Source organism: Helicobacteraceae bacterium, from assembly GCA_031258155.1.
Classification (GTDB): domain Bacteria; phylum Campylobacterota; class Campylobacteria; order Campylobacterales; family SZUA-545; genus JAIRNH01.
The window spans coordinates 19525-31675 of sequence record JAIRNH010000002.1 but is presented as its reverse complement, the minus strand read 5'-3'; the positions used below and the strand labels follow the sequence as shown (position 1 = coordinate 31675).

General features: G+C 52.2%; 11 protein-coding genes. 8 read left to right on the top strand and 3 right to left on the bottom strand.

What is annotated here, in order from left to right; translation table 11 throughout:
- Window positions 1-852 precede the first annotated feature (852 nt).
- Window positions 853-2484: a CTP synthase gene (locus LBF86_00350; GenBank protein MDR0663966.1), complete on the bottom strand. Its 1632-nt coding sequence runs from the start codon at window positions 2482-2484 to the stop codon at window positions 853-855.
- 140 nt (window positions 2485-2624) lie between these two features.
- Between LBF86_00350 and rpsU the strand changes: the two genes are divergently transcribed.
- Both rpsU and LBF86_00340 read left to right on the top strand, forming a co-directional pair.
- Complete coding sequence (gene rpsU, locus LBF86_00345; GenBank protein ID MDR0663965.1) at window positions 2625-2837, top strand: 30S ribosomal protein S21; 213 nt, start codon at window positions 2625-2627, stop codon at window positions 2835-2837.
- A 111-nt stretch (window positions 2838-2948) separates the two neighbouring features.
- Window positions 2949-3839, top strand: a complete 891-nt coding sequence (locus tag LBF86_00340; GenBank protein MDR0663964.1) for a hypothetical protein — start codon at window positions 2949-2951, stop codon at window positions 3837-3839.
- Here the strand turns inward: LBF86_00340 and LBF86_00335 are convergent.
- Window positions 3836-4459, bottom strand: a complete 624-nt coding sequence (locus tag LBF86_00335) for a hypothetical protein (protein ID MDR0663963.1) — start codon at window positions 4457-4459, stop codon at window positions 3836-3838. The genes LBF86_00340 and LBF86_00335 overlap by 4 nt on opposite strands.
- Before the next feature lie 57 nt (window positions 4460-4516).
- On the opposite strand from LBF86_00335, the gene dapE reads away from it, so the two are divergent.
- Both dapE and pdxA read left to right on the top strand, forming a co-directional pair.
- The gene (gene dapE / locus LBF86_00330; protein ID MDR0663962.1) at window positions 4517-5638 is read left to right on the top strand and encodes a succinyl-diaminopimelate desuccinylase; all 1122 of its coding nucleotides are present in this window, start codon (window positions 4517-4519) and stop codon (window positions 5636-5638) included.
- 125 nt (window positions 5639-5763) lie between these two features.
- Complete coding sequence (pdxA, locus tag LBF86_00325) at window positions 5764-6681, top strand: 4-hydroxythreonine-4-phosphate dehydrogenase (protein ID MDR0663961.1); 918 nt, start codon at window positions 5764-5766, stop codon at window positions 6679-6681.
- A 12-nt stretch (window positions 6682-6693) separates the two neighbouring features.
- On the opposite strand, the gene LBF86_00320 is transcribed toward pdxA, so the two are convergent.
- Complete coding sequence (locus tag LBF86_00320) at window positions 6694-7287, bottom strand: hypothetical protein (protein ID MDR0663960.1); 594 nt, start codon at window positions 7285-7287, stop codon at window positions 6694-6696.
- A gap of 64 nt (window positions 7288-7351) precedes the next feature.
- Here LBF86_00320 and LBF86_00315 point away from each other — a divergent pair, with 64 nt between their 5' ends.
- The 4 genes from LBF86_00315 to LBF86_00300 are packed head-to-tail and all read left to right on the top strand — an operon-like array spanning window position 7352 to window position 12047.
- Window positions 7352-7744, top strand: coding sequence for a hypothetical protein (locus LBF86_00315; protein MDR0663959.1), 393 nt, complete (start codon window positions 7352-7354; stop codon window positions 7742-7744).
- 30 nt (window positions 7745-7774) lie between these two features.
- Entirely contained in the window at window positions 7775-10138 is a 2364-nt protein-coding gene (locus LBF86_00310) for an MMPL family transporter (GenBank protein ID MDR0663958.1), read from the top strand.
- Window positions 10126-10896, top strand: a complete 771-nt coding sequence (locus tag LBF86_00305; protein ID MDR0663957.1) for an outer membrane lipoprotein-sorting protein — start codon at window positions 10126-10128, stop codon at window positions 10894-10896. The genes LBF86_00310 and LBF86_00305 overlap by 13 nt, the downstream gene beginning before the upstream one ends.
- Window positions 10893-12047: a hypothetical protein gene (locus LBF86_00300; GenBank protein MDR0663956.1), complete on the top strand. Its 1155-nt coding sequence runs from the start codon at window positions 10893-10895 to the stop codon at window positions 12045-12047. The genes LBF86_00305 and LBF86_00300 overlap by 4 nt, the downstream gene beginning before the upstream one ends.
- Window positions 12048-12151 lie beyond the last annotated feature (104 nt).

Below are 12151 nucleotides of genomic sequence, written 5' to 3'. Positions count from 1 at the left end.
AAATAAAAACAACGGCTATCCTTATCTCTATTGGCAGGATTTGTAAGAGCTTAAAAAATCAATTTCTCTACTCTTATATGCGAAATTGATTTAAAACTTAAAAAAGGCGGAGACTTAATCTCCGCCTTATTCTTTTGTCATTATGCGAAAAAACCCGCCTCTTTTTAAACTTTGCATAACACTTATTCCGTCATTGCGAGCAAACGAAGCAATCCACATGCGAAATCAAAGAATAAAGACCGACTCTCCGTCATTGCGAGCGACCGACGGGAACGCGGAAATCCACATTCTCGTCATTCCCGCGCAAAGCGATAGGGCGCTCTGCCGCCCGTAATCGCGGAGGCAAGCGGGAATCCAATAAAAACAAACGCAAACCTCTCGTCATTCCCGCGCGGAGCGATAGGGCGGTTTACCGCCCGTAATCGCGGAGGAAGGCGGGAATCCATCTCTTTCACGCCTTCGGCGTATATGGATACCCGCCTTCGCGGGTATGATAAAGAGGGTTGTTATTCCCGCCCCTCCCGTCATTCCCGCGCAAAGCGATAGGGCGCTCTGCCGCCCGTAATCGCGGAGGCAAGCGGGTATCTATAACAACAATCATTAAAGATGGATACCCGCCTACGCGGGTATGACGAGAGCATACCAGCCTTCTTTTGCGATTACGAAGCGCAAGCGCTTCTATTGCCCCGCGCGAGTATGGCGCGAATTGTCATTCCCGCCCTCCGTTATTCCCGCGAAGCTCCCGCTTTGGTAGGAACGCATGCGGGAATCCGTCTTTGTAAAACTCGGTGAAATACGAGAATCTATGCGCTTATGCTAGCGCGACGTATTCCAGATTTTAGCGGCATAGATTTAAGGCGAGTTGATCGACTTTTGCTTTAGCGCGTTTTCTATAAAAGCTAAAATTACGCGGTTGGGATTTTGCAAACGGCTGGTAAATTCAGGGTGAAACTGCACGGCTACAAACCACGGGTGATCTCTTAGCTCTATCGCCTCGATCAGCCCTTTGGCTTCGCCGCTTACGATTAACCCCGCTTTCTCATACGCCTCGCGGTATTTGGCGTTCGCCTCGTAGCGGTGGCGATGCCTTTCGTAGATTTTTTCCGCGTCGTCGTAAGCCTTCGCTAGGCGAGAGCCGCGTTTTAGGTTGCACTCGTATTCGCCAAGGCGCATCGTGCCGCCAAGCGGACTCTGGTGCGTGCGAATCTGTTTGCCGCCGCTTTGATCGATAAACTCGTCGATCAAATAGACGATCGGCTCCTTTGCGTTTTCGTCAAACTCCTGCGAATTCGCCTCTTTTATACCCAAAACATTTCGCGCAAACTCGATCAGAGCAAGCTGCAAGCCAAGACAGATACCCAAAAAGACCTTGTTATTTTCTCTAGCGAATCTGATCGCCTTGATTTTACCCTCTACGCCGCGCGATCCAAAACCGCCCGGCACTAATATCGCGTCGCATTTTTTAAGCGTTCGTTGCGCGTCCGCGCTCTCAAACGCCTCGCTGTCGATCCACTTCAGTTTTATTTTCGCGTCGTTGTGCGCGCCGGCGTGAATCAACGCCTCGATCAGCGATTTGTAGCTCTCTTTTAGCTCCAGATATTTGCCCACGAAAGCCACTACGACCTCCCGCGAAGGCTCCAAAATGCGCTTAACCAGCCGTTTCCACTCGCGCAATTCGGGCTTCAGCTCGCCTAGATCGAAACTTTTAGCGATCTGTTTTAGCGCCCCGTCCTCGTAAAACTTCAGCGGCAGCTCGTAAACGCTTTTCGCGTCGATCGCCTCTATAACGCTATCGACTTCCACGTCGCAGGCTTCGCTAAGTTTTTTCTTCATCTCTTTTGGAATAGGCTTCTCGCTTCTTAGCACCAGCATATCGGGCGCGATGCCTATGCGCCTAAGCTCCTGCACGGAGTGTTGCGTCGGCTTTGTTTTCAGCTCGTCCGCCACCGCCAGATACGGCACTAGCGTTACGTGGATATTGAAAACTTTGCCTTTAAGCCTATGTTTTAGCTGTCTGATCGCCTCGTAAAACGGCAATCCCTCTATGTCGCCGACGGTGCCGCCAAGCTCTACGACAAGCGCGTCGAGGTCTTTGCCCGCCGCTTTGATTCGCTTGATAATTTCATCGGTAATATGCGGCACGACCTGTATCGTCTTGCCCAGATAGTCGCCGCGCCGCTCCTTCTCGATCACGGTTTGATAGACCTGTCCGGTGGTAAAATTGTTGCGTTTTGAGAGCGTGGTATTGATAAACCGCTCGTAATGCCCAAGATCAAGGTCAGTTTCGCCGCCGTCGGCGGTTACGAAAACCTCGCCGTGTTCGAGGGGACTCATCGTGCCGGGATCGACGTTGATATACGGATCGATCTTTAGCATCGAGACGTTGAGGTTTGAGTTTCTTAAAAGCGCCGCTACGCTAGCGCTGGTAACTCCCTTGCCAAGACTTGAAAGCACGCCGCCCGTTACCACGATGTAATTGGTCATTTTAAGCCTATAGCGCAAATTGATAGCTTTGAAGGCGTAAATTTTAGCTTACGCGCGATTAAGCCGTCTAAGGCTAACATACCCGCGCCAAAACCTGAAGCGTTTCAGGTAAAACGGGTCGGAAAGCGGGTGATTGTTTAGTGCCGGGCGTAAAAATAAAAGATAGCGAATCCTTTGAGGAAGCCTATCGGCGGTTCAAAAAACAGGTTGATCGCAACCTGATCGTAACCGAATCGAGAGCGCGCAAAAATTTTGAATCCAACGTGGAAAAAAAGAAAAAGCGCAAGATCGCTTCGCGCAAAAAGCAGCTTAAACGGCTTTCTATGATGCGCCGTTACGAATCCCGCCTTTAACGGAGGCTCGGCTAAAGCTCGTCTTTAGCCGAAACTTCCAAGCTCAAGCCGCGCGTTCGCTACAATAATCGTTTAGACGACTAGGCGGATATAGCGTTTGAGGATTATTTAATGTCGGATAATTTAATATACTTTAGCTACCGTTTCTTGCGTTTGGCGTTAAGAATTACGCCGCAATTTATTATAAAAGCGTCGGCGTTTTGCTTGGCGCGTTTAGCCTATTATATCGATCGCAAGCATACGAATATCATTCATAGAAACCTTGACTTTTTCTTTGGCGATAAATATGAGTTGCAAAAAAGAAAAAAGATAGCCAAAGCGGTCTATTATCGGTTTTTAATCTATATGTTTGACATATTAAGAAATCGCGGACGAAGCGCGGACGATCTAAAAGCAGTCGTTAGCGTCGAAAACGAAGCGATACTATTAAACGCGATCGAAAGCGGCGAAAAAATTATTTTATTAACGGGACATTACGGATATTGGGAGCTGATCGCGCAATATATCTGCGCGGTCTATCGCCCGTTTGTCGCGATCGGTCAGAAACTGCAAAATTCGCCGAAACTCACCGCCGAACTAAAGCGCTATCGGGAGCGTTCGGGCTTGGAGGTTATCGAAAAAAAAGGCGCGATGCGCTCGATCGCAAAAGCGCTGAAAGAGAATAAGATCGTAGGGTTTCTGCCCGATCAATCGACGCAAAACGGGGTAAAAGTCGAACTGTTTGGCAAGGAGCTAACGTGGCTCGATAGCGCCTCTAGGCTTGCGAGAGGGTTCGGCGCGATTGTTATTCCGTGCTACATAACCACGAACGATTTCAAAAAATACGCGCTGTTTTTTTTGGAGCCTATACGCGGCGATCTTAACGCGGAAAAAGAGCGCGATATAGCGCGTATGGTCGCGCTGGAGGCGCTTAGCCTTCAAGCGGCGATCGAGCGCAATCCGGAAGAGTATTTTTGGTTTCACAAGCGAATGAAACGCGAGATCGAAGGCTTTTATACTTAAACGCTCATTCCTCTTGGAACGCCAAAACCGTCTATAAATAGTTTTTGCAGATCGTCTAGTCTTTTTTTATGGCGAAAAAACTCCGTTTTTATTAACGCGATCCGATCGCTTTGCGCCGCGTCGGCGCTAAACGATACGCGGTTGCCGTCGAACCTTGACTTGTCTTTGTCGATCGATATTATTTCAAGCGCGGCGTTTTTTTGCGCGAGCCATAGTAGTATGGAGTATAACCCGCTTTTTTTATTGGATTTGGCGTTAAAAAGTTTTTCGCCGCTCTCTAATCTTTCCAAAGCGAGTTCGCCTTCGTTTTCGACGACAATCGCTCGCTCGCCGTCGATTACAATCGTAAGTATAAAGTCGCCGAAAATCCCTTGCTCTACATGAAACAAAAGCAAACCCCACTTATAGAGCAAAAAAGTCAGGCAGCCAAGCTCTATTAAAAAATCGTAAAACGCCGCTTTGCGCTCGCTCGCTTCGCCGTTTAGCAAGCGCGTTTCCAGCGCGGCGATCAACGCGGAGCGCTCCTCCTTCAAACCTAGGGCGGCGGACTCTAAATAGCTTTTTCCTAGCGCGAAATCCGATTCGTCGCGGCTTATGATTTTCAGCGTTTCGTATTTCATCTAGCGCATTCTACAAAATAGGGTATATTGTCGGTTTTAATCGCTAGGAGCGCTAGTTTGGACTTGGCAATCAGGATATTGAAGGGGCTTATCGCTTGCCCAAGCGTTACGCCAAACGAGGCGGGGACGTTCGCGCTTGTTCAAGGCGCGTTGCCAGATTTTGCTTGCGAGCGGATCGATTGCAGCGGCGTATCAAACCTCTTGCTTAAACGCGACGGCAAAAACCGCGCCGCGCCGCGCCTATGCTTCGCGGGACATATCGACGTCGTCTCTAGCGGCGATGGGTGGCTTAGCGATCCCTTCGCGCCGATAGAAAAGGAGGGGCGCGTGTTCGGGCGCGGCGCTCAGGATATGAAAGCGGGAGTCGCCGCGTTTGTCGCCGCCTGCGCTCGGACGCCATACGAGGGCGAGCTATCAATCCTGCTCACAAGCGACGAGGAGGGCGAGGCGATCAACGGGACGCGCGCGGTTTTGGAGCGGCTAAGAGAGCAGGGGAGTCTTCCTCGTTTCGCTATCGTCGCGGAGCCTACGAGCGAAAACGTCTTTGGCGATACGATCAAGATCGGCAGGCGCGGCTCGATCAACGGAACGCTTACGATTATTGGCAGGGGCGGACACGTCGCGTATCCCGAAAAGATCGACAACCCAATCGACAAACTATCGCGCGCGCTATCTTTATTAAGCGGAGCGCGGCTTGATAACGGCGATGATTTTTTCGCGCCCTCGCGCCTAATTTTCAGCGATATTCGCGGCGGCTACGAAAAAACCAATCTTACGCCCGCGAGCGTTCGTCTGCTTTTTAACGTCCGTAACTCCGCGCTTACCGACGAGAAAAAGGTCGAGGATTTTGTTAAAAGCAAACTAAGCGAAGCGGCGATCGCGGATTACGAATTGACGCTCAAAACAAGCTCGTCGCCCTTTATCGTCAAAAACGACGCGCTAAGCGGCGCGTTAAGCGAAGCTATAACGGCGCGAACGGGCGTAACGCCTAAGCTATCGACCGGCGGCGGCACAAGCGACGCGAGATTTTTCGCCGCGCTTGATATACCCGTCGCGGAGTTTGGCGTAAGAAACGATCTTATCCACGCGGCGAACGAAAGCGTCGCGGTAGTAGAGGTGGAAAAATTAACGCTGATCTTTTGCGATCTGATTAGCAAGATCGAGAAGCTAAGAGTATGACAAGGTTTTTCGGCTATAACGCGAGCGCTCTTTTGACCGCGCCGCCGCGAGCGCTTAACGGCGAAAGCCGATTTGTGATCGCGATCTTGCTTGGCGGCGATCCAGCCGCGTTTTTTGATTGATCGATGAAAAAGATAGCGGTCGGCATAGGCGATCTAAACGGGATCGGTTTTGAGATCGCCTTGCGATCGCACGCCGTCGTATCGACGCTGTGCGATCCGATCTATTGCGTTTCGCCCGCAAACGCGGGAAACGCAGCAAAAGAGCTTGGGCTAGAGCTTAGCGAGGATTTTCATTGCGCGGGAGGCGAAAGCGCGATCCCTATTAAACGCGGCGAGATCGACGCGGCGGCGGGCAAGGCGAGTTTTGATAGCTTCGTTCAAGCCGTCGATCTGGCGCAAAGCGCCAAAGCGGCGGCGATCGTAACGTTGCCTATCAACAAGGCTTCGTGGAGCGCGGCTGGAATAGGTTTCAGGGGGCATACCGACTACTTGCGCGGGCGTTACGGGGCGGATTTGATTATGGCGCTTGGCTGCCCTAAACGCTACGTCGCGCTATATACCGATCATATACCCTTGCGCGAGGTCGCGGACAAAATTGCCTTAGCTCCGCTTCGTAGTTTTCTTATCCGCCTTTATTCGTTAGCGCGAATCGAGCCGATCGGCGTTTTGGGCTTAAACCCGCACGGCGGCGATCGCGGCGCGATAGGAGACGAAGACGAGATTATAGAAGCGGCGATCGCCGAAGCCAACGCAGCGCTAGGCAAACAGGTTTTCGAGGGGGCGCTCGTCCCCGACGCGGCGTTTGCTCCAAAGGCGTTAAAGCGTTACCGCCTTGTCGCGGCGATGTATCACGATCAAGGGTTATCGCCGCTAAAAGCGCTGTTTTTTGACGAGTCGATCAACGTTACCTTAGGGCTTCCTTTTATCAGAACAAGCGTCGATCATGGAACGGCTTTCGATATAGCCTACAGAGATCAAAACCCGTCGCTAAAAAGCTACCAAAACGCAGTCGAAGCGGCGTTAAATGGCGCGCTTGGCTAAGTTTTTCGGCGGCTACCGCGTAAGTTTTGCAAACTGCGTTTTGAGATAATCGGCGTCTGTGCTTGCGACTATGTTTGACGGGTTGATCGCGTCTAATCCGCTTTGTTCGTAGCTCTTTTGCGCCAAATCGCCAAGCCTTTTTGTCTCCCCAAGCAAGCGGGATTTAACCTCGCTTAGCGCGTTTGCGTTCTCTTTGATAAAAGCGTCGATTGTTTTTATATATTCGTCGGCGTTTTCGCCCAACGCCGCCTGTTCGCGCGCGTTGATCGCGCTTGCGTCCTTTAGGGGAAAGTTTTCGTAAAGATTTTCGTTTTTGTAGCGCGTATTTTCAACGCGATCGGCGATAATTTTTTGCGCTTCGACGCGATCGATTTCGCCGTTTTTAACTTTAAGCGCGGTCGCTTTTAGATCGCCAAGCGATCGCTCCAGCGTTTTTACCGCGCCAAACAGATCGTTATCGCTTTTCAACGCGTCGCTCCTCTCTTTTACGTTTTTTTGCGTCTCGCTCAAGTTTGTAGCGGAGCGCGTTTGCTCGGCGAACGTTCGCAAAGGCGTTTGAACGCTTGCGTAAGGCGTTTTGCTCACTCCAACCGCGTTAATTTCCATCGCTTGCTCCTAGCGTTTTAGACGTTTAAGCAACGATTGTTCCGAAGTTTGTTATACTTTTTATATGCTTAGTCATACGCTAGACGCGGCGACGCTGTTTTTTATAGAGATCGTCGAAGGCGGTTTGCAAAAAGGCGAAACGCTAGACGAATACGCAAACAACATAAGCGAGATGAAAAGATCGCGTCCGCTTGCCTATCTAAGTCTATGCGCGTCGTTTTTCTACGTTGCGATCTATTCGTTTTATTACGATCTGTTTAGCGCGTTGATATGCGTAATATTGTTGATGAAGTTTGTGGATTCATACGTCAGATTTTACCTTTTTGATAAAATCGCGCAAAAGGGCGACGTTAGCGTTTCGGCGTATTTTGGCGCCCCGAATGTGAAAATAACGCCCGCAATTCGCTATGCGGGCGCTTTGATATACCCTTGTTTATTCTATTTCGCGATTAGCTGAGCGCTATAATGGTTCGCTAAAAGGAGAGATATGCGATCGCGGCTTGATCGGGCGCTAAACGCGCTGGCTTTGTTCGCGGTCGGACGCCCGTTTTTGACGATCGTTTGTTCCGTCGCGCTCTGCCTCTTTTTTGGCTGGCATATCAAAGAGTTGCGTCTGGACACCACGACGGAGGGGATGCTTCTGTCCGACGATCCGTGGCTGACGACCTACAACGAGTTTCTAGATCGCTACGGCAGAGACGAGATGATTATCGTTTCTGTGGAGGCGCCCGATATTTTTACCCCCGAAGCGACGGACAAGATCAGGCGGCTTCATAGGCGAATCGAAAACGAAGTTCCCTATATCTCCCGCGTCGATAGCCTGATAACCGCGCGCGACACGCGAGGCGAAGCGGACGCGCTTATCGTGGGGGAGCTATTCGACGGTGATCCGCAAACGCCCAAGGAGTATGCCGAAATAAAGGCGCGCGCGCTTCGCAACCCCTTCTATATCAACCGCATAATCGACGAAAACGCGACAATAACGGCGATTATTATCCGCACTCAAAGCCGCGTAAGCGTCGCCGAAGCGACGGACGATCTCGACGGCTTTTCTCAAGATTTAGCCGAGGTCAGACCGCTTAGCGACGAGCAAAACAGCGAGATTGTCAAGGCGATTTCGGCGATCGTAAGCGACGAGCAGAGCGAATTAACGCCGCTGCGTCTGCTTGGATCGCCCGTCGTTACCGATCGGCTCAAGCGTATGATGGAGAGCGATATACGGCTCTTTATTAAGCTGCTTATAGCGGCGATCGCGATTATGCTGTTCGCGTTTTTCCGCCGTATTAGCGGCGTCGTCTATCCGCTTATCGTCGTGATACTTAGTTTGTTCGCTATGCTTGGACTGCTCGCGCGGCTGGGTATTCCCATCAAACTGCCCACGCAGGTTATGCCGACGCTCCTGCTCGCGATCGGCGTGGGCGCGTGCGTGCATCTGCTGGCGGTCTTTTACCGCGCCTTCGACGAGAGCGGGGATAAAAAGGCGGCGGTTATCAAAGCGGCGCGCGACTGCTTCTTTCCGATCGTAATGACCTCGCTGACGACGATAGCGGGTATCGGCTCGTTTGTAACCGCGAAGATCGATCCCTTTGTCGATCTAGGGTTGTTCGCGCCCTTTGGCATTCTAATTTCCGCCGTTCTAACGCTTACGTTGTTGCCCGCCCTGCTGGTTATAACGCCCATGAAACGGCGCGTAAGACAAGATCGCCCCTCCGTATTCGATCGCTTTCTAATCGGCGTCGGGAACTTTAGCGCGCGCTATCCCAAAACAATCGCGGCGACGTTCGCCCTCTTGCTTATCCTCTCGATCGCGCTTTTAACGCAGGCGCGTCTTAGCCACTATATGATGGGCTGGTTTCCCAAAGACAGCGATATTCGGACGACCACCGCGCTGTTTGACGAGAGAATGCGCGGCACGGTTACGATCGAGGCGACAATCGACTTTGGCGAGCCAAACGCGCTTTACGATCCGAGCAACGCGCGCGCTTTGGAGGAGGCGATCGCCAAAGCCAAAGAGGTTGATCTCATAGGAACGACGATAGGCGTTACCACCATCATAAAGGAGATCAATCGCGCGTTGAACGAGAACGACGACGATTTTTATCGCCTTCCCGACTCTCGCGGCGCGATCGCCGAAGAGCTGCTGCTGTTTAGCTCGTCGAGCAGCGACGATCTTAACGAGATAGCCTCTTACGACTACAGCCAAACGCGCGTTACGCACAAAACGCCCTTTTTGGACGCGATCGAGGGCGAAAAGATCGTAGAGCGGCTAGAGGCGATCTACAAAGAGGCGTTTCCCAACGCCGTCGTAGAGATTACCGGTTTAATGCCGCTGGTCTGCCGCGCGCTTAGCGCCGCGGTGGAATCGACGGCGATCAGTTACCTAGCGGCGATCGTTGCGATTACGGCGATGATGTTTTTTGCGTTTGGAAGCGTAAAGCTGGGGCTGTTTTCGATGATTCCCAACCTTACGCCAATTACGATCGGCATGGCGTATATGGTATTAACAGGCGTGCCTTTTGATATGTTCGTTATGCTGGTCGGCTCTATTGTGCTTGGCTTGATCGTAGATGATACGATCCATTTTATATACAACTTCAAACGATACTACTTAGAGCGCCAAAACGCCGCCGAAGCGATCCGAATGACGCTACTTGGCGTTGGGCGCGCCATGACGATCACAAGCGTCGTTTTATCCGTCGGCTTTAGCGTCTATCTGTTTGCGTTTATGCAAAATATCGTCAATTTCGGACTGATAGCGGGCGTGTGCATTATGTTGGCGCTAATCGCCGATTTCTTGCTTACGCCGGCGCTGTTAATTTTGTGGGCAAGGAGGGGAAAATGCGAGTTTTAGCTTTGCTGGCTGTGTCGGCGGCGATCTTGTTCGCCGACGAAGCGTATGAGATTATGAAAAAGGTTGACGAACGCGACAAGGGCGATCTGATGAGCGCCGATATGCGAATGACGTTAATTGACGGCGCAAATCGCGTCCGCGAGCGCGTTATGCGGCAGTTCAAGAAAGAGGACGGCGATCTGACCAAAAAAGCGATATTCTTTATCGAGCCTTCGGATGTGAAAAACACGGGCTTTTTGACCTTTGATCGCAAATCGGGCGACGACGATCAGTGGCTTTATATGCCCTCGTTAAGAAAAACCAAACGGATCGCCAGAAGCGATCAAAGCGGTAGCTTTATGGGATCAGATTTCAGCTATAACGATCTTAATGATCGCAATCTGGACGACTATACCTACGTTTTGCAAGGCGAGCGCGAGGCAAACGGCGCTATGTGCTGGACGATCGAGGCGACGCCAAAGGACGCGAAGATAATCGAAACGACGGGCTATACCAAAACGATCGCGCTAGTTCGCAAAGATAATTTCGTGATCGTCCGCGCCGTCAATTACGAGAGCAAAAGGGGCAGGGTAAAGTTTTTCGACGCGCCTAAGCTAGAGCAAATAGACGGGATTTGGCAACCGCTAGAGCTACGCATGAGCGTAAAGCAGGACAATGTAGTCGTCCATTCAACCATACTGCGCTTTGAAAACGTCCGCTTCAACCAGAAGCTAGACGACGAGTTTTTCACCATTCGGGGTATCGAGCGCGGGTTATGAACAGGGCGTTTCATCTGTTTGCGATCGCCTCGCTCGCTTTGGCGGACGATCTGGACGATTTCGCCGCGATAGAGGCGCCAAAAGCGGCGGCGAGCAAAGAGCGAAGCGCGTTAAGCGTAAGCGGATCGGCGGCGCTAAAAAGCGCCTATCAGTTCGACGACGATAACGCGCGCGATCATTGGCGGCAGCTACGGCTGGAGGGCGCGCTGGAGGCAAAATACGCGGCGTGGGAAAGCGCGTTTTTTAAGATAAACGCGAGCGGGCTTTACGAGGGCGCGAAATACGCGGCGGCAAAGAGCGGCGCGGAGCTTAACGAGGCGTTTTTGCAGGCGCGTCTTGGCGCGGCGGATATAAAGATCGGGCGGCAGATTGTCGTTTGGGGCAAAAGCGATATGTTGCGCGTAACCGACGCGCTAAATCCGCTCGATCTGCGAGAGCCGATGGCGACGGATATTGGCGACTTGCGGCTTGGCGTCGCTATGGCGCGGCTGGATTACTACGTTGGCGATTGGGATTTGCAGGCGATCGCGATCGGCGAGACAAGGTTTAGCAAACGTCCGCGCGCGCCAAGCGAATTTGCGCCGTTTAATATTCCGGATTCAGACAAGCCAAACGGCGCGCAGGGCGCGATCGCGGCGCTCGGCGTTTTCGAGGGGTGGGACCTATCCCTGCACGCCGCCTCGCTCTATCTCGACGAGATTCGCAACCACGCAAGAGCGAATATGGGGGCTGCGGCGGCGGCGATTGCGATCGGGGACGTTTCGCTAAAAGGCGAAGCGGCGCTTTGGCGCGATCGCGCGGGCGATTTCGACAAACGTCGCTTTCTCGCGGGCGCCGAGTATTTGGGCTTTGCCGATACGACGATCGCGCTTGAGGCGGCGTTTGAGCGCGAGGGGCAAACGCGCGCGCAAAACTACGCCGCGCGTATTCAACGCGATTTGTTCAACGCCAGACTTAAACTCTCCGCTACGATTCTGCTCAACATTCAGGAGGGCGAAAGCGGCGGCGCGGCGCGGCTTCAGGGCGATTACGAGATCGCGGATAACTATCTGATCGCGATAGGCGCGATCGACTATTTTGGGGATTTGTCGCCCTACAAAGCCTTCGAGCAAAACGATCGCCTATTTGTTCGCATAAAAGCGGGCTTTTAACGCCGCTTAGCTACGCGCGGTAGCGGCGTAGCGCGAACCTTCCAACGCGACCCATACGTCAAAGACGAGGGGGGCGATACATACGTCTATGACGCGGCTAACGA

Coding starts and splice junctions, on each gene's coding strand:
- LBF86_00340 (MDR0663964.1), top strand. CDS start 2,949: ATGTCGGATAATTTAATATACTTTAGCTACCGTTTCTTGCGTTTGGCG.
- LBF86_00335 (MDR0663963.1), bottom strand. CDS start 4,459: ATGAAATACGAAACGCTGAAAATCATAAGCCGCGACGAATCGGATTTC.
- LBF86_00320 (MDR0663960.1), bottom strand. CDS start 7,287: ATGGAAATTAACGCGGTTGGAGTGAGCAAAACGCCTTACGCAAGCGTT.
- LBF86_00315 (MDR0663959.1), top strand. CDS start 7,352: ATGCTTAGTCATACGCTAGACGCGGCGACGCTGTTTTTTATAGAGATC.
- LBF86_00350 (MDR0663966.1), bottom strand. CDS start 2,484: ATGACCAATTACATCGTGGTAACGGGCGGCGTGCTTTCAAGTCTTGGC.
- LBF86_00300 (MDR0663956.1), top strand. CDS start 10,893: ATGAACAGGGCGTTTCATCTGTTTGCGATCGCCTCGCTCGCTTTGGCG.
- LBF86_00305 (MDR0663957.1), top strand. CDS start 10,126: ATGCGAGTTTTAGCTTTGCTGGCTGTGTCGGCGGCGATCTTGTTCGCC.
- LBF86_00310 (MDR0663958.1), top strand. CDS start 7,775: ATGCGATCGCGGCTTGATCGGGCGCTAAACGCGCTGGCTTTGTTCGCG.
- pdxA (MDR0663961.1), top strand. CDS start 5,764: ATGAAAAAGATAGCGGTCGGCATAGGCGATCTAAACGGGATCGGTTTT.